The organism is Tamlana crocina, from assembly GCF_012037625.1.
In genome coordinates this window covers 113,312-131,028 of the sequence record NZ_JAAVJS010000005.1, presented here as the reverse complement: position 1 = coordinate 131,028, position 17,717 = coordinate 113,312, and the positions used below count along the sequence as shown (strand labels likewise).

General features: G+C 39.7%; 13 protein-coding genes and 1 tRNA gene. 9 read left to right on the top strand and 5 right to left on the bottom strand.

What is annotated here, in order from left to right:
- The first annotated feature begins 155 nt into the window (after nt 1–155).
- The 8 genes from HC176_RS05035 to HC176_RS05000 all read left to right on the top strand — a co-directional run bounded on the left by HC176_RS05035 (nt 156) and on the right by HC176_RS05000 (nt 7,140).
- Entirely contained in the window at nt 156–1,382 is a 1,227-nt protein-coding gene (locus tag HC176_RS05035; RefSeq protein ID WP_167917083.1) for a Glu/Leu/Phe/Val dehydrogenase dimerization domain-containing protein, read from the top strand.
- A 9-nt stretch (nt 1,383–1,391) separates the two neighbouring features.
- Nucleotides 1,392–2,867, top strand: coding sequence for a sodium/proton antiporter NhaB (nhaB, locus tag HC176_RS05030; protein WP_167917082.1), 1,476 nt, complete (start codon nt 1,392–1,394; stop codon nt 2,865–2,867).
- A 45-nt stretch (nt 2,868–2,912) separates the two neighbouring features.
- Nucleotides 2,913–3,605: a MotA/TolQ/ExbB proton channel family protein gene (locus HC176_RS05025; protein ID WP_209309664.1), complete on the top strand. Its 693-nt coding sequence runs from the start codon at nt 2,913–2,915 to the stop codon at nt 3,603–3,605.
- A gap of 1 nt (nt 3,606) precedes the next feature.
- Entirely contained in the window at nt 3,607–3,999 is a 393-nt protein-coding gene (locus HC176_RS05020) for an ExbD/TolR family protein (RefSeq protein WP_167917080.1), read from the top strand.
- A gap of 55 nt (nt 4,000–4,054) precedes the next feature.
- Nucleotides 4,055–4,909 carry an energy transducer TonB gene (locus tag HC176_RS05015; RefSeq protein ID WP_167917079.1) on the top strand — a complete coding sequence of 285 codons (855 nt, stop codon included), beginning with the start codon at nt 4,055–4,057 and terminating at the stop codon, nt 4,907–4,909.
- Between the two features lie 7 nt (nt 4,910–4,916).
- Nucleotides 4,917–6,134: a bifunctional folylpolyglutamate synthase/dihydrofolate synthase gene (locus HC176_RS05010; RefSeq protein WP_167917078.1), complete on the top strand. Its 1,218-nt coding sequence runs from the start codon at nt 4,917–4,919 to the stop codon at nt 6,132–6,134.
- Nucleotides 6,135–6,199: 65 nt separating this feature from the next.
- Nucleotides 6,200–6,274: transfer RNA gene (locus tag HC176_RS05005), tRNA-Val, on the top strand.
- Nucleotides 6,275–6,366: 92 nt separating this feature from the next.
- Nucleotides 6,367–7,140 (top strand): LuxR C-terminal-related transcriptional regulator, encoded by a 774-nt coding sequence (locus tag HC176_RS05000; protein ID WP_167917077.1) that lies wholly within the window; start codon nt 6,367–6,369, stop codon nt 7,138–7,140.
- A 223-nt stretch (nt 7,141–7,363) separates the two neighbouring features.
- Here the strand turns inward: HC176_RS05000 and HC176_RS04995 are convergent, their stop codons facing one another.
- The 5 genes from HC176_RS04995 to gldJ form a co-directional block, all read right to left on the bottom strand.
- Nucleotides 7,364–8,347 carry an ABC transporter permease gene (locus HC176_RS04995; protein ID WP_209309663.1) on the bottom strand — a complete coding sequence of 328 codons (984 nt, stop codon included), beginning with the start codon at nt 8,345–8,347 and terminating at the stop codon, nt 7,364–7,366.
- The gene (locus HC176_RS04990) at nt 8,334–9,305 is read right to left on the bottom strand and encodes an ABC transporter ATP-binding protein (protein WP_167917076.1); all 972 of its coding nucleotides are present in this window, start codon (nt 9,303–9,305) and stop codon (nt 8,334–8,336) included. Before HC176_RS04990 ends, HC176_RS04995 begins: the two co-directional genes overlap by 14 nt.
- Before the next feature lie 6 nt (nt 9,306–9,311).
- Nucleotides 9,312–10,085 (bottom strand): COG1470 family protein, encoded by a 774-nt coding sequence (locus tag HC176_RS04985; protein WP_167917075.1) that lies wholly within the window; start codon nt 10,083–10,085, stop codon nt 9,312–9,314.
- Nucleotides 10,086–10,498: 413 nt separating this feature from the next.
- Nucleotides 10,499–11,779, bottom strand: a complete 1,281-nt coding sequence (locus HC176_RS04980; RefSeq protein WP_167917074.1) for a UDP-N-acetylmuramoyl-tripeptide--D-alanyl-D-alanine ligase — start codon at nt 11,777–11,779, stop codon at nt 10,499–10,501.
- A gap of 90 nt (nt 11,780–11,869) precedes the next feature.
- Entirely contained in the window at nt 11,870–13,555 is a 1,686-nt protein-coding gene (gene gldJ, locus HC176_RS04975; protein WP_209309667.1) for a gliding motility lipoprotein GldJ, read from the bottom strand.
- A 262-nt stretch (nt 13,556–13,817) separates the two neighbouring features.
- Between gldJ and porU the strand changes: the two genes are divergently transcribed.
- Nucleotides 13,818–17,708, top strand: a complete 3,891-nt coding sequence (gene porU / locus HC176_RS04970) for a type IX secretion system sortase PorU (RefSeq protein WP_167917072.1) — start codon at nt 13,818–13,820, stop codon at nt 17,706–17,708.
- Nucleotides 17,709–17,717: the final 9 nt, after the last annotated feature.

Here is a 17,717-nt window from a genome sequence, read left to right as displayed (position 1 = left end):
TATGAAAATTTAATATCAATGGGGCTTTTTGTTTGTTATATTTGTTGCAATTTAATTTAAACTTTCTATAAAAATGAATCAATTGTAGCTGGGTTTTGCTAAACTTTTCAGGAAAACAAAACACATTATGCATAAAAAGATTCAAAAACATAGAAATGAAAGAATTACTAAAAAAGTACGAAAATAAGGCTCCCGAAATTGTTTTCAATTGGAAGGATCCTGAAACGGAAGCTGAAGGTTGGGCCGTGATTAATTCGTTACGAGGTGGTGCTGCCGGTGGCGGAACCCGCATGCGTGAAGGCCTCGATATGAACGAGGTGCTGTCGCTTGCCAAAACCATGGAAATTAAATTTACGGTTTCTGGTCCGCCTATAGGAGGAGCTAAATCGGGTATTAATTTCAATCCAAATGACCCTAGGAAAAAGGGTGTTTTGGAGCGTTGGTACGCGGCCGTGTCTCCATTGCTGAAAAGCTATTATGGTACGGGTGGCGATTTAAACGTTGATGAAACCCACGAGGTGATACCCATAACGGAAGAAAGTGGGGTTTGGCATCCGCAGGAAGGCGTGTTCAACGGACATTTTAAACCAACTGAAGCCGATAAAATAAATAGAATTGGGCAGTTACGCCAAGGGGTGATTAAGGTGATTGAAAATCCAGATTACTCGCCCAATGTGTCGAGGAAATATACCATAGCCGATATGATTACCGGTTTTGGTGTGGCCGAGGCGGTAAAGCAGTATTATCACATTTATGGCGGTTCTGTAATAGGAAAACGGGCCGTTGTACAGGGTTTTGGGAATGTGGGAGCGGCTGCAGCGTTTTATTTGTCTCAAATGGGAGCCAAGATTGTAGGGATAATCGATGCTGGTGGCGGATTGATAAATCAAGACGGTTTTTCGTTTGAAGAGATAAAGGATTTGTTTCTTGCCAAAAAAGGAAATACATTAGTCGCCGAAAATTTAATTCCGTTTACGGAAAGCAATAAAAGAATATGGTCGTTGCAAACCGAAATATTTGCGCCTTGTGCGGCATCACGATTAATAACTATCCATCAAATAAACAAAATGATTGATAGTGGTTTAGAGGTGATATCTTGCGGGGCTAATGTACCTTTTGCCGATAAGGAAATTTTCTTTGGCCCAATAATGGAACATACCGATTATAAAGTGAGTTTAATTCCCGATTTTATTTCAAACTGCGGTATGGCCAGGGTGTTTGCCTATTTTATGGAACGTAAAGTACAAATGACCGATGAGGCCATTTTTTATGATACTTCAAAACGAATTAAAGAAGCAATACAAAATATCTATAATAACAATAAATCAAAAACAGGAATGAGTGCTACAGCATATCAAATTGCACTTAACCAACTTATTTAAATTACAATTATGTTGAAATACTTTTTAGGAAATAGCCCCAGATGGTTTAAGTTAACCATGATCAGTTTTTTAATATTCAATGTGTTTTCCTTCTATGTGTTAGGAAAAACGGTAACGTCTTGGGTATTTATTGGTGAATTCATTTTTACTTTGGCCATGGCGTTAAAGTGCTACCCGTTGCAATCGGGAGGGTTGCTGGCCATTGAGGCTTTGGCTCTGGGCCTAACAACTCCGCACAATGCTTACCATGAAGTGGATCAAAACTTGGAGGTGATTTTACTGCTTGTTTTCATGGTGGCCGGTATTTATTTTATGAAACCACTGTTAATGTATATTTTCAGTAAGGTGTTCACTAAAATAAAATCGAAGTTAGTGCTCTCGCTGTTATTTGTTTTCTTATCGGCAGTTTTGTCGGCGTTCTTGGATGCGTTAACTGTAACGGCGGTTTTAATTAGTGTAGCCGTAGGGTTTTATGGGGTGTACCATAAAATACATTCCAGCGAAACGGCCGATTTCAATGAAAGCGGTATAAAGGATAAAAAGGAGCTTAGTGGCGAAACGCTGGAGCAATTCCGAAGTTTTTTACGTAGCTTGGTCATGCACGGTGTGGTTGGTACGGCGCTAGGAGGGGTTTGTACTTTGGTAGGTGAACCACAAAACTTATTGATAGGTGAACGTATGGGCTGGGACTTCATTCAGTTTTTCGTGAAAATGGCGCCTATTACCATTCCGGTGTTGTTTGCAGGTATGGCAACAACTGTTGTTTTAGAGTTGACAGGTGCTTTTGGTTTCGGAGCGAAACTACCTCCTGTAGTGGCTGGTATTATTGAAAACTATACCGAAGAACAAGACAGAATCCGTACAGATAAAGAAAAATATGCCTTAAAGGTGCAAGGCATTGCTGCTATTTTACTAATTGCTGGTTTAGCATTACACTTGGCACCGGTAGGTTTTATAGGATTGGCATTGATTATTTTCCAAACAGCTTTCATTGGGATTATTGACGAGCACCAGTTAGGTCATGCCTTCGAGGAAGCATTGCCATTTACAGGTCTTTTGGTGGTATTCTTTGTGATTGTGGCCATGATTCATGATCAGCATTTGTTCAGTCCGATTATACATTGGGCATTAGAGCAGAATCCAGCATCACAGCCAGGTTTGTTCTATTTGGCCAACGGTGTGCTTTCTGCAATTAGCGACAATGTATTTGTGGCAACGGTATATATTGGAGAGGTACAAGAGGCTTTTAAAAGTGGAGCTATTGATAGAGAGCATTTTGAAAAATTGGCCATAGCGATTAATACTGGTACTAATCTGCCTAGTGTGGCGACACCAAACGGACAGGCTGCATTTTTATTCTTGTTAACGTCAACTTTAGCGCCGCTTATTAATCTGTCCTATGGGAAAATGGTAAAAATGGCCTTGCCTTATACCATAGTTTTAGGAGGATTGGGATATATTATGGTAAAATTGGTATTAGTATAATTTACCCAGTAATTTTTCGTTACCTATATTAAAGAAAAAATAAACATGTTAATGCAAAATACACAGGAAGCGGCAGAACTGCCACTAGATGGTGAGTCTGTTGAAAAAACATTATCCATTATTGAATTGATTAGTAGTGGAGGTGTGGCCGGACAAGTTATAATAGCTGTTTTGTTTTTATTGCTTGTTAGTGCCATCTATATTTACTTTGAACGCATTTTTGCAATTAAGGCCGCATCGAACGTCGATGCCAATTTCATGAACCAAATAAAGGATCATGTAAGTAATGGCAAAATTGATTCTGCACAAATGCTTTGCGCGCAGGTAAATTCGCCAGTTTCACGCCTGATTGGGAAAGGTATTTCACGAATAGGAAAGCCCTTAGCCGATATCAACACCGCTATTGAAAATGCAGGCCGATTGGAAATTTATGGGCTCGAAAAAAACATCAGTATTCTGGCAACCATTTCAGGTGCGGCCCCCATGATTGGGTTTCTTGGTACGGTAATTGGTATGATTCTAGCCATATTCGAATTGGCCAATGCTGGAGGAACCATTCAAATGGATGTGTTGGCCAGCGGACTTTACACCGCTATGACCACTACGGTTGCGGGTTTAATTGTAGGTATTGTGGCTTATATGGCATACAACCATTTGGTTGTAAAGACCGATAAGGTGGTGTATAAAATGGAGGCCAACTCGTTAGAGTTTTTAGATCACCTAAACGAACCAACTTAATATGAATTTTAGAGGAAGAAATAAAGTTACGCCAGAATTTAATATGTCGTCCATGACGGATATTGTATTCTTGCTGCTTATCTTTTTTATGATTGCTTCTACTTTGGTAACTACCAATGCGATTGATATTTTGCTGCCAAAAGCTAGCGGAAAGACCGAAAACAAAAAATCGGTTGCCGTAAGTATCAAAAAAGATTTGACCTATTATATCGACCAAAAAAGGGTTGGTGAGAGTGTCCTTGAAAATGAATTGTTGGCGGCATTGTCTGCGGAAGAAAAACCCACCATTGTACTTCGCGCCGAAAAATCGGTGCCCGTTGAAAATGTGGTTAAGGTGATGGATATCGCGAACAGAAACAAGTTCAAAGTGATATTGGCCGTAAAACCGCAATAAACAGGTTTCTTTTCTTCTGAAAATGACCTTGTGACCATCGCAAAAACATAAACTCATGAAGTTTTTTAAAACCAAACACGAAAGAAACTCGGCTAAGTTAACCGCATTGATTACGGTTATTTTGGTATTGTTGCTGTTTGTGGTTGGTACAAAATATATGGATCCGCCAGAAGAATACGGTGTAGCCGTAAATTTTGGAAATTCAAATGTGGGCAGCGGCAATGTTCAGCCTTTAAAACCTGTAAAATCTGAACCGAGGGAAATTGAAGAGCCGCCACAACCCGATGTTTCCAAGGCAGAACCCGAACCTGCCAAAACTTCCGAAGTTAAAGAAGAGGTGCTTACAGCCGATAACGCTGAAGAAATAGCTATAAAAAAACAAAAAGAAGCTGAAGCTAAGGCAAAAGCCATTGCAGAAGCCAAAGCGAAGGCAGAAGCTGAAAGAATCGCGAAGGAAAAGCGCGAACAGGAAGAAAAAAAGAAAAAACTGGATGCGCTAATTGGCGGTGTAAGTAAATCTGAAGGCTCAGAAACTGGTAGTGAAGGTAATGATAATAAAGCAGGAGATAAAGGTCAATTAGATGGCGACCCGTATGCGCCCAGTTATTTTGGCGGACAAGGTTCAGGAAGTGGTGGCGTTGGCTACGGGCTCAATGGCCGTGGAAGGGCTTCTTTCCAAAGGCTTAAACAGGATTGCAATGAATCCGGAATGGTTATCGTAAAAATAATTGTTAACCAAAGTGGCAATGTTATTGAGGCAACCCCAGGGGTCAGAGGAACAACGAACACCGCCGAGTGTTTGCTCCAACCAGCTAAAAAAATCGCCCTATCTCACAAATGGCCGGCCGATCCTAACGCGCCTACGCGTCAAATCGGTTTCGTTAGTGTTAACTTCCAACTTAGCCAGTAATCATAAAATGACATATCAAAATACTTTGGACTGGATGTTTGCGCAACTTCCCATGTACCAGCGTCAGGGCAGTTCGGCATTCAAAAAAGATTTGTCCAACACTCATAAATTAGCTCAACACTTAAACTTCCCCGAAAGAGATTTCAAATCTATTCATGTGGCGGGTACCAATGGGAAAGGCTCCACAAGCCATATGTTGGCATCCGTTTTACAGGAATCAGGCTATAAGGTAGGTCTTTATACTTCGCCGCATTTAAAAGATTTTAGGGAGCGCATTAAAATTAACGGCAAGGAAGTAAGTGAAGACTTTGTTGTTGATTTTATCGAGCAGAATAAGTCTTTTTTTGAAGCTAATCATTTGTCGTTTTTCGAAATGACCGTGGGTATGGCCTTTAAATATTTTTCACAAGAAAAGGTTGATGTGGCCGTTGTGGAAGTGGGAATGGGCGGACGCCTAGACTCCACCAATATTATTACCCCTGAAGTGTCGGTGATAACGAACATCGGGTTGGACCACACTCAATTTTTGGGCACGACACTCCGGGAAATTGCTTTTGAAAAGGGCGGTATTATAAAACCCGATGTGCCAGTGGTTATCGGTGAAACGCAAGAGGAAACCGAACCTGTTTTTAAGGAATTGTCGGTAAAAAATAATTCTTCAATTACTTTCGCTGATCAACAGAATAACAAAGTGTATACTTCCGATTTGGTGGGAACCTATCAACAGAAAAATATAAAAACCGTTGTTGAGGCTTTAAAGGTATTGGTTGATAAAGGATTCGGTATTTCAGAAGAACATATTTCGGACGGATTGCTTAATGTAATAAAAAGCACAGGGCTTTTGGGGCGTTGGCAGGTTTTACAATCCAAACCCAAAGTAGTTTGCGATACGGGACACAATAGAGATGGCTTAAGTTTTGTAATGAACCAAATAAAAGCCGAAGATTATAAGCGCTTGCATATTGTTTTTGGGGTAGTAAATGACAAGGATTTGAATTCTATTACAGATTTATTACCCAAGGATGCAATATATTATTTCTGCAAACCAGATATTCCACGTGGGCTTGAAGCCGAAGTGCTAAAAGAACGGTTTATGCCATTTGGACTGATAGGTGAGGTCTACGGTTCTGTTAATGAGGCTTATAAAAAAGCTATGAAACAAGCGAACGACGACGATTTTATTTTTGCTGGTGGAAGTACATTTGTGGTTGCAGAAATAATTTGAAAATTTTTCAAAAAAAGTTTTTGCAGAATAAAAATCTAGTTTATATTTGCACACGCTAACAGCAAGGGCGCGTAGCTCAGTTGGTTCAGAGCACTTGGTTTACACCCAAGGGGTCAGGGGTTCGAATCCCTTCGCGCCCACTTTAAAATCCCAAAGTTTTTTACTTTGGGATTTTTTTTATGCTTAAATTTAGCTTGTCAATTGCGTTACTTTTTCTCAATCCTTCTGCTAAATGAACTTTAATAGTATTAAAAATACCTACAAAGAAATATTTAAATCTTATGATGCCCCATCATTAGAAGAACATATAAAAAAGATAGTTGAATTGGATGCTTTTTTACCGTATGGTTCAACTTTTTTTTGTGTTACAAACACCCAAGAATTGGCTTTTGAATATGTGAGTAAAAATTATTCTGCTTGCCTAGGCTTGGATAGTGCTACTTTACAGGCTAAAGGGATGCGCTATTTCTGGAGTAAGATTCACCCAGACGACTTGGAGGCGTGGCTAAAAGCACTGAATGATTTGATGGCGTTTACACTTAGCGAAATTGATTTGAATGACCGGGGGAAAATGAGCTACACTTGGAATTACCGATTTAAAAACAATTCGGATGAATATGTAAATATCATCCAAAATACCACGCCCTTGGAGTTTGATTTGAACGAAAAGCCCATTATTGGGTTGGCCCATTATACGGTGCTTTCGGGCGAATTGAAGTTGCCCATAACAGCATCTGCTAAGTTGCTAAACAGCAAAAATGAATACGAAACAGTGTATTATAGCAACCTTTCGCAAAAACTTCTGTCGGATGGAGTAAGTCATAGAGAGCGCGACATTATCCGGTTGTTGGCGTTGAATTATTCCAGTAAACAAATTGCTGAAAAACTTGGCATAAGCCCCAATACGGTTGATACGCACCGAAGAAATATTTTAAAGAAACTGAATATTTCATCTACGGGTGAATTGGTAGGCATGCTAAAATCCAACAAAACGTTTTTATTCTGATAAAAATACTCAAATTGAGTATTGCCCTCTTTTCAATATTTGTGCATCTTTGTTTTGCTATTAATTAATTCTTAGGAGAATATTTAAAAATGCCTTTAAAAGTAAAACTCACTTTTGTAGGCATTTTTTATATAATCATATAGAATACCTCTATATTGGAGATGTACAATAGGCTTTTAATACTATGTAATTTTCCTTTCTTCATACCATATATTAACGCCAACTAACATTTTATTTCCTTCCTCATAAAGAAATAATATGCTAGGGCAAAACAAACAATTGTTGCAGAAATTAATCCGCTAACCTGCGGCCACACCATTAAAAGGCTGTCTCGTATGGGCAGTGAGTTAGGGATGGCTCCGGCCATTTGTTCCATGCTCATGGGGCCAAGGCTTCGTACTTTGGGCATTAAAAGCGTGGTGGTAGCATCGTTATACAGTTGATTGGGGGCCATATGGAACAAGGCTTTAACCCAAGCGTGTTGCTGCTGCGAAAATAAGCTCGATTTTGGAATAATTACTTTGGATACCATATTGATGATGATGTTGTAAAATATAGTAAAGAACAACCAAAAACCTATGGATGCGATGGCCGCCGTGGCCGCCTGCTTAAAACGAACTGAAAATATAATCGACAAGCTAAACCAAAAGCCTACGTAAAATACACATAAAATAACATAGCTGAATATTCTTATAGATTCCTCAAATTCAATGGGTGCCCCGGTTATTAGCAAGCCCGAGCCCACCATGAGTAAAGCGAGTGTGGCAAATATGGCACTTAAAAGAATATTAACGCTTATAAATTTAGAGAGCAGTAGGTTGTCTCGGTAAACTGGTTGCGCCATAACCCTTATCAGGGTGCCGCTTTCTTGCTCGGAATTAATGGCATTAAAACCTAAACTGATACCCAAAAGAGGCCCTAAAAAACTTAAAAATACATGGAAGGGAGGTAAGCTGCCATCGGTAATGGTCAGTAGTTTTAAATATACCAGTAAATGGTCCGGATCTTTGGTGTTCGAAACAGCGGCATTTATATTGCTCATGGCCACATACATCGAGGCAAAAAAGGTAAGAGCGGTAATTAATAACAAAATAATAAATTGCCAGCTTCTAATATAATCGGCAATTTCCTTTTTTACCATTATCCAAAGAGGAATATTCTTACTTGAAAATTTCTTTAACGTAAAATAATTATTAGATCTTGCCATAATCTGCGCTATGCTTTTTGTTCTCAAAATATTTTTGGTATATATCTTCCAATCCATAGTTTTTTTGGTGCACTCCGGTAATACTGTAGTTTTTGTCAACCAGAAACTTCACGATTTGTGGGGTAAAATCCTTGTTGCAGTCCACCTGTATATTGTTGTTGTTTTTGGCTATATGTTTTGCCTTTACCAATTGGAGCAATGCTTGCTCGTCTCCATTTGTTTTAGGAAAGGCTTCTTTAAGGCTTATTTGAATTTGATGCGACGTTTGCGGGAATAGCTGCTCAGAAAGCTGCTCAATATGGCCTTGGGCCAGTAACTTTCCTTTTACAAAAATGCCCACCCGGTCGCATATTTTTTGAACTTGGTTTAAATGGTGAGACGAGAGCAGCACGGTTAGGCCTTGTTCGTAGCTTAGTTTTTTTATGAGCTTTAGGAAATCGTTAATGCCGCTTGGATCGATGCCCAGTGTAGGCTCGTCCATAATAATCACTTCGGGTTGCTTGATTAATACATCGGCCAGGCCCAAGCGTTGTTTCATGCCTCTGGAATAGGTGCCGGTTTTGGAGTTAAGGGCTTTCTCCAAACCTACTGTTTTCATCATTTCTATGGCCAAATTTTTTGCTTCAAACTTATTGAGCCCATTAAGCTGCCCTATGTATATTAAGTTTCCAAGCCCGGTCATATCGTCATAGAAGCCTACCCGGTCGGGCATGTAGCCTACCTTCCGTTTTATATCAATAGGGTTGGAAGTAGAGTTGTGTCCGCAAACCTTGGAGATTCCGGAGGTGGGCTCAATCAGGCCTAGCATCATCAGGATTGTGGTGGTTTTTCCGGCACCGTTTGGCCCCAGTAAACCAAAAACCTCACCTTTTTTTATGCTTAGGTCCAAGTGGTCTACCACGTTTATGCCCCCGTAGCGCTTGGTTAGCCCATTGAGTTCTATAATATGTGTTTCCATGGCGCGCTACCTTCTTCCGTATTTTCTAATTAAAATGTAAACTACAACTATGGCTATAATAATTATTACGGTGCCCAGCAGCCCCGATGTTAGAGAAGTAACAACCGATACCCTAAATACGGCTTGGTCTTTGGTGCTCGCATTTTTTGCTGTAAATGTGGCCATGTAATCGCCCGCAATGGTTTTGTCTGGTACGGTTACGGTGGCAGTAACCTGTTTGGTTTCGCCGGGAGAGAGACTTTCAATTTCAGAGGGACTGAAAACAACGCTCCATTTGGGCGGGGTTTTGCTGCTAAGGTCTATATCGGTAAGCTTTAAAGAGGCCGTGTTCTTAACCACCAATTGAATGTCCTTTTTCTCGCCTTCGGTAATCTTGTCGCTCAATCTGCCCGATGGAGTGGTAATTTCAAGGGCATAAGCACCGCTTACTACCGCTTCCAGATCTAAATTAAGTGATTCTTCTTCAGATTCCGCTGTTACCGGAATTTCGTATTTCTTCGGATTTGCCTGGTGCGAAGGATAGAATTCCAAATTAATGGTTTCTCTTTTTCCCGAGTCTACCTTAATGGAAGTTATTTGCTTTCCTTTCGCTTTAAAAACCGTCCTCCAGCCCTCAGGCAGCTTTGCGCTAAGTTCATAAATTTGGTCGGCAGAGGTGTTGTTTTGTAGCGTGCCGGTAAACCTGAACACTTGGTCTGCCGAAGATTCAATGTTAATTAAATCGGAAGAAAATGACGATTTGTTATCTGTACCACTTGATGCTCTGTTTTGGGCAACCAAGTTCGCAGATATTGCAAAAAGAAAAAATAAAAGTAAAGTGAATAATGAACGAAAACACTTTGAAACACTTAGTGTTGGTAAATAATTGAATAACATAACAAAACAAAATAATTATTATTAAAAAATGAAATTGATTAATCTATTAATTACAAAATGCTTTATATGCAGACTATTTTTTGGCGGTTGAAATTAATATTTTGAGAAAAAAATGAAAAAAAAAGTGTTCAATATTTGTGAAAATTTTAACAGTCTTGTTGGGTCATTTCGTCGAAATTAAAGGTTTTCTTGCATAATTGGTTTTTGAATGGTCTTACTTGGCCGTTGGTGTTATGGGGCATGCTGAACCCCTGAATTAGGATCTAGTTTTTCAGTGCGAATGTTCGAAAAAAGGGAAAAGCTAAACGGCCTAAATTTTAAAAAATGTTTAAGGCCCGCTCCAAAGCCATGCCGCGGGAGCCTTTTATCAAAAGCGTAGTATTCTCTATTTTCGATGTGTTGAAACCTGTTTCAAATTCAGAAAACGATTTATATTGCTTTGCTTTTTCAGAATTCACATTACAACCATAAAAATTCTCACCCACAAAGAAAATGGAATCAATATCCATTGAAACAGCTAAATCAGCAATGTTTTGGTGTTCTTGTTTGGCTTCGTTGCCCAATTCAAACATATCGCCCAAAATGGCTATTTTGTAACCTTCCTGTTTTTTAAAATTTTGCAATGCGGCGGTCATGCTGGTCGGGTTGGCATTATAAGCATCCAAAATAATTTTATTCGTGCCTTTTTCAATAATTTGAGATCGGTTATTGGATGGAATATAATTTTCAATCGCTTTTTTTATCAGTTGGTCTTCCACTTTAAAATAATGGCCAATGGCAATGGCAGCAGATATATTATTAAAATTGTAATCGCCAATGAGTTTGCTTGCTATATCCAAGTCGTTAAAAGTGGATTTTACAAAAGGTTGGGCGTTTTTGAATTCAATAGTGACGTCAGAAATGTCGTTTAAATGTCCAAAAGAAAATATCGAGGCCTTTTTGGTTTTTTCAACCTGTATGGTGTCATTGGCATTTACAAAAATGGTTTTGTGGTTCGCGATAAGATAATTATACATTTCACTCTTGCCTTTTATAACGCCATCAACGCCCCCAAAACCTTCTAAATGGGCTTTGCCGAAATTAGTGATGTAGCCATAGTCCGGTTGGGCAATGCTGCATAAAAACTCAATTTCTTTTTGATGATTGGCGCCCATTTCAACAATACCTATTTCAGTATCCTTGGTCATAGAAAGTAAGGTTAACGGAACGCCAATATGGTTGTTTAAATTACCTATGGTGGCCGTAGTCTTGAATTTTTGTGAAAGTACCGCGTTTATCAGTTCTTTGGTGGTGGTTTTGCCGTTACTTCCCGTCAAGGCAATAATAGGAATGTGCAAAAACGCTCTGTGGAATGAAGCCAATTGTTGTAGTGTTTCCAATACATTGTCGACTAAAATCGTTTTTTCTGAAGAAAGGAATTCTTCTTCATCAATGATAGCGTAAGCAGCGCCAAGTTCCAATGCTTTTTCTGCGTAACTGTTACCATTAAAGTTTTCGCCTTTTAGGGCAAAAAACATATCGTTGGGTTTTATTTTCCGTGTATCGGTATTGGCGGCGTTGCAGTTTAAAAATAGGCGGTGGATTGCTTTTATTTCCAATGATGATGCGGTTTTGTTTGTGGATTTAAATGTATAAAAAAAGTCCTGATACATCATCAGGACTTTTTGGTATATTTTTAAAAACTAGGTTTAGTTTTTCTTTTTGTTGGTCATTTTACTTTTTGAACCTAAACGAGACATCGCACATCTAAACCCGATATAATCGGTAGCCATATCTTGTGGGAAGTAGCGTCTTTGAGCTGGGTCTAACCAGTATTCTCTATCTTTCCAAGAGCCACCTTTGTAAACTCTAACTTCGTCGTTAATCAAAGATGTTCTGTTGTTGCTTTGGTCGTACTCTCTAACAATGTTTCCAAGCGAATCTCTTGTGATTCTGTGCTTTGGCGAGTTGTACATGCCCCTAGTTTCAGATGAAGCACCATCGGCACCTTCATCATCATTAAAACTTTGATAGCCTCGTGATGAACGCTTATCTCCATCTCTAAAGTTGATTTGATTGCTTCTGTCGAAATTAGTTCTTAAGTAGGTTTCGTTTTCATCGATAGCCACTTGCTTGATTTCTCCAGGTAAGTTTCTGGCAATTACTTTTCCGTTGGAAAGTGTGTCGTAAACAATATCGTCGGCAGTTACGACTTTAACTGTGCCATCTTCGTTTAAGGCGTTTTTGGTGTAAACGTTTCCGCGGTAGTAGTTGAAATCGTTAAACTCGTCATCAACAATTGGTCTGTAAACATCGGCAACCCACTCGGCTACGTTTCCAGCCATGTCGTATAAACCGTAATCGTTTGGTTCGTATGATTTCACAGCATTGGTAATGTCGGCACCATCGTCAGACCATCCAGCGATTCCGCCGTAATCACCTTTTCCTTGCTTGAAGTTGGCTAATTGGTCGCCACGGTATTTACGTGAACCATTACGGGTGTACTGTCCTTCCCATGGGTATTTTTTACGACCACGGTACAAGTTGTAGCTTCTTATTTCGCTTAATCCTAAAGCGGCGTATTCCCATTCGGTTTCGGTTGGGAGTCTGTATTTTGGTGGGATAACACCTGTTGAGCGTGTAGCATAAACACCAGATTCGTTACCGTCAGCATCCACTCGTATGTTTCTATTTCCTCGTTCTGGTCTTGTGATTTCTTCGTTACCTCCAAAAGCTTCGGTAGGTGCATTAATGTAAGTGTCGGTACTAAAAGTTTGATCGGCATCCACTTCTAAGTGTGAATCGCGTTTTAGATACCCTTCTAATTGAAGCGCTCTCTGAGCTACTTGATCAGATCTCCAATTCGCAAATTCTACAGCTTGAATCCAGCTAACTCCAACTACAGGATACTCACCATAGGCAGGGTGGCGCAAGTAGTTTTCTGTCATAACTTCGTTATATCCTAAACGATTTCTCCAAACTAAAGTGTCTGGTAAAGCACCTGTATATATGGCTTTGTACATATCTTCAGAAGGTGGGTAAACACGCTTAAGATAATCTAAGTACTCCACATACATCATGTTGGTAACTTCGGTTTCGTCCATATAAAAGGACTGTACGTGCTGTTGGGTGGGGCTGTTGTTCCAATCGTGCATAACGTCGTCCTGTACACGACCTTTGGTAAATGTTCCACCTTCAATAAATACCAGTCCTGGTGAAGTTTCCTGTTCTTTGAAGTCTGTGTTATATTGAAAACCGCCTTCCCTTTTATTGATATCCCATCCGGTTGCTCTGGAAGTGTTTTTGGAGCTCGATGATTTTTTACAACCAGTTGCAGTAACTGTTAGCGCAACAACTAACAGAAATTTTAACGCTACTACTTTTTTCATATCCATACTTTTAAGTAAGCTAATATTGTTTTGGTGGTGCAATATAATAATTAAAGCCAATAACGCAAGCTATTTTTTGCATTTTAACCAAAAAAATGTGTATTTCACCCTGTTTTTTAAACCTTACGTCGATGTTTTTGTCGTTTTCCGACAGTGTTTTGTGTTGTATTAACGCTCGTATTACAAATTTATTATTGTATTTTTGGTCTAGTTTACCAAATTGTTGGTTTTTTGATAATAACAGGGCTTTATTGGCGTTAATTTAGCAATGAAAAAGAAAATACTACTTACGCTGTTGTTGGTTCCGATTGTAACCTTTGCGCAACAGAAAAATTATAAAATAACTTGGAAAGGGGCGCAAAGTCTCTCTGTAGGAGAGGTTATTGTTGAGGTGCCCGCTTTTGATGGGGCTAATTTCGTTTTCGATTTTAACGACGGATTGCAGTTTGTCGATCAATGGAATGAAAAAACAACGGTTGACGAAAATTCGGTAAGCCTAACCAATGTGTCGTATCAACCCATTTCAAAGAGTGAACTGAAGGATGTAGAGGTTGCCACAATTCCAAGTACTTTAAAATATAGTCTGAAAAATTCAAAAGCACGAGATAAAAATCACATTTTGTTTCGTTTAACGCCTATTGTTAAAGATGAAAACGGACAGTTTAAAAAAGTGCTGTCTTTTCAATTAAATTATAAAACAGGTAGAAGCAGTAGTGTGCAAAACCGCAGATTGGCGAGTAAGTCTTCGGCTGTAGCCTCCATTTCAAATTCGGTGTTGAATTCGGGCGAATGGTATCGGTTTTACATCGATACCACGGGTGTTTTCAGATTGTCAAAAAGCTTTTTACAGCGTTTAGGGGTAAATGTGAATAGTGTGGATCCGCGTAATATAAAGTTGTTTGGGCATGGCGGCCGTATGGCGCCCCATTCTAATGCCGTTTCTTATCCGTTTGATGTGCCCGAAAATGCGATTAAATTTATTGGCGAGGAAGATGGCGTTTTTAACGATAGCGATTATATTTTATTTTATGGAGAAGGCCCAAAAGGCTATAACAGCGATAGCCGAACACACATAAATTGCTATACCGATAAGACCTATTATTATATCAATGTTGGGGCGGGAAATGGAAAGCGTATTCAGGCATTGGCCCAACCTACGGCCGCGGCAGATATGGTAATCGATACTTTTGAAGATTATCAATTTCATGAGATTGATGAATATAATTTGGTGTCGTTGGGCAGGCGTTGGTTTGGCGACCGCTTTGATGTAGAAAGTAAAAAAGCCTTCGAGTTTGATTTTCCAGATTTGGTTACCGATGAATCCATAAGATTGAGCGTGGTTGCTGCAGCCACGGGAAGTGTAGGTAGTGCCATGAACGTTAGGGTCAATGGGAACAACCAAGTAGCATTATCGTTTTCGGGAGTGAGTAGTCCGACGTATGCAAGTGGAGCAACTTTCAGCGGTAATATTAATGTCACTTCACCAAGCGTTTCTGTGGAGTTGGAATTTGATAACCGTGGCAACCCGAGTACGTTGGGGTATTTAGATTATATTTCGGTTGAAGGCACGAGGCGTTTAAATTTCAATGGCAAGCAATTTAAGTTTAAAAACAGTGCAGTGGCATCGGCTTCGGGTGTTGCCCAGTACAATGTTACCAATGCGGATAATCTTTCAGAAATTTGGGATATTACCGATATTTACAATGTCACGAATTTTGTGAATACCGACAACAGTTCTTCCTTAAGTTTTAAATCCGCAATGGGAAGTTTAAAAACTTATGTGGCTGTATCGCCGTCTGATTATTTTACCCCACAATTCGATAGGACTACCACGGTGCCAAATCAAAATATTAAAGGTACGGTATTTCAGAATAGTGAAGGTCAATTTCAGGATGTCGATTATTTAATTGTCGCTCCCGACAATATGCTGAACCACGCCGAACGTTTGGCGCAAATTAATAGAAACCAATACGGTTTAAACGTAAAGGTGTTTAGCCTTACCGAAATCTACAACGAGTTTAGTTCTGGAAATCCCGATATTGCTGCCATTCGAAACATGGTGAAATATGTTTACGATAATGCCAGTTCGCCAGAAAACAGAGTGAAATATTTGTGTTTGGTTGGCGATGCTTCTTTTGACTATAAAGACCGAATTCCAAACAACACCAACGTGGTGCCTTCGTGGTATTCTTATAATAGCTTCAGTTTGGCAAGCTCGTTTGTTTCGGATGATTTTTATGGGATGATGGACAACAATGAAGGTATGATGGGCACTTCCGAAGGATTAGATATCGCGGTAGGCAGAATATTGGCCGATACGCCGCAGCGCGCCAAAACCATGGTGGACAAAATAGAATCGTACTACACTAAAGAAGCTTTAGGAAGCTGGCGGAATAATTTTGTGGTGATATCAGACGACGTAGACCAAGATTGGGAAGGCTTGCTTCAGGAAACTACCGACGAAATAGGGAATCTGGTTACCGAATCCAAGCCTTTTATGAATGTGGTTAAAATACATTCCGATGCGTTTAAACAGGAGTTTTCGGCAGGAGGAGAACGGTATCCGGCAGTAACCACCGAAATCGCAAATGCCGTTGATAACGGGGCTTTGGTCGTTAATTACTTTGGTCACGGAGGTGAAGACGGGTTGGCAGAAGAACGTATTTTGCTCAAGCCCGATATCGAAGGGTTTCGCAATTTTGGTAAATTAAACTGTTTTGTTACCGTAACTTGCGAGTTTACTAGGTTCGACAATCCTTTTAGGGAAACGGCCGGTGAATTTACATATTGGAACGAAAGAGCGGGAGCTATTGGTTTGATTACTACCACGCGACAAATTTTTGTGAGTTTTGCCATTAATTTTAATAGCATTTTGGGGCAATATTTGTTTTCGTATAGTGATAATGATAATTACGGCGATTATGAATATCCTTCGATGGCCGAAGCATTAAGGTTGGCCAAAAGCGATTCGGCTGTTTCGGGGTCCAGCCAAAAACGTTTGATTTTTTTTATTGGCGATCCGGCTATGAAATTGGCGTTTCCGCAACCTAATATTAGGTTAACTCAAATAAACGATGTGCCCATCGTGCAAGCTACCGATACTTTAAAGGCTTTGGGTTATGTTAAACTGGCTGGCGAAGTAACCGATCTGTCAGGCAATTTGCTTTCCGACTACAACGGTACGCTTTCAACCACCATTTACGATAAAGATATTGAACGCCAAACTTTGGCAAATGATGGCACTAGATTGAATGGTGAATTGGTGAAACTGGATTTTAAAACCCTTGGCGAAATTATTTTTAGAGGGCAGGCTTCGGTAAAAAACGGACAGTTTGAGTTCGATTTTGTGGTGCCAAAGGATATTGGTATTCCTGTTGGTTTTGGTAAGGTGAGCTTTTATGTGAAAGATCAGGAATTGACGCAAGACCGGTCGGGTGCGAGTGTTAACACGGTTAAAATTGGCGGACTCAATGAAAATGCTGCAGAAGATAATATTGGGCCGGTCATTACACTTTATATGAACGATGAAAGTTTCGTTTCGGGGGGTATTACCAACGAGTCGCCCACCTTATTGGCCAAACTGGAAGATGCTAACGGTATAAATACGGCCAGTGGTATTGGTCACGATATTGTAGCTATTTTAGATGGCGATGAAACCAATCCTATAATTTTAAATGATTATTATCAAACCGAGGTAGATGATTATACTAAGGGCGTTGTAAATTTCCCTATGCGCGATTTAGAACCTGGCTTGCACACCTTAACCCTTAAGGCGTGGGATGTTTACAATAATTCGGCAACTTCCGAAATTCAATTTATTGTATTCGATAAAGATGAGGATTTGGTAATTAATAATGTGCTAAACTACCCTAATCCGTTTGTTAATTACACAGAATTTTGGTTCAATCACAATAGTTCAGAGCCTTTAGACGTTTCTATACAGATATTCACCGTTTCCGGGAAATTGGTGAGAACCCTAAACGGGCAAACCTCGGGAGGGGCCATAACCAATAGCTCATTGTCTCGCGATTTAGTTTGGGACGGCCGAGACGATTTTGGCGATAAAATAGGAAAAGGCGTTTATGTGTATAAATTGAGGGTACGCTCGAATGTGCTGAACAAAACGGTCGAAAAAATTGAAAAACTTGTAATACTCTAAAAAAAATTA

Coding starts and splice junctions, on each gene's coding strand:
- HC176_RS05035 (WP_167917083.1), top strand. CDS start 156: ATGAAAGAATTACTAAAAAAGTACGAAAATAAGGCTCCCGAAATTGTT.
- nhaB (WP_167917082.1), top strand. CDS start 1,392: ATGTTGAAATACTTTTTAGGAAATAGCCCCAGATGGTTTAAGTTAACC.
- HC176_RS05025 (WP_209309664.1), top strand. CDS start 2,913: ATGTTAATGCAAAATACACAGGAAGCGGCAGAACTGCCACTAGATGGT.
- HC176_RS05020 (WP_167917080.1), top strand. CDS start 3,607: ATGAATTTTAGAGGAAGAAATAAAGTTACGCCAGAATTTAATATGTCG.
- HC176_RS05015 (WP_167917079.1), top strand. CDS start 4,055: ATGAAGTTTTTTAAAACCAAACACGAAAGAAACTCGGCTAAGTTAACC.
- HC176_RS05010 (WP_167917078.1), top strand. CDS start 4,917: ATGACATATCAAAATACTTTGGACTGGATGTTTGCGCAACTTCCCATG.
- HC176_RS05000 (WP_167917077.1), top strand. CDS start 6,367: ATGAACTTTAATAGTATTAAAAATACCTACAAAGAAATATTTAAATCT.
- HC176_RS04995 (WP_209309663.1), bottom strand. CDS start 8,347: ATGGCAAGATCTAATAATTATTTTACGTTAAAGAAATTTTCAAGTAAG.
- HC176_RS04990 (WP_167917076.1), bottom strand. CDS start 9,305: ATGGAAACACATATTATAGAACTCAATGGGCTAACCAAGCGCTACGGG.
- gldJ (WP_209309667.1), bottom strand. CDS start 13,555: ATGGATATGAAAAAAGTAGTAGCGTTAAAATTTCTGTTAGTTGTTGCG.
- porU (WP_167917072.1), top strand. CDS start 13,818: ATGAAAAAGAAAATACTACTTACGCTGTTGTTGGTTCCGATTGTAACC.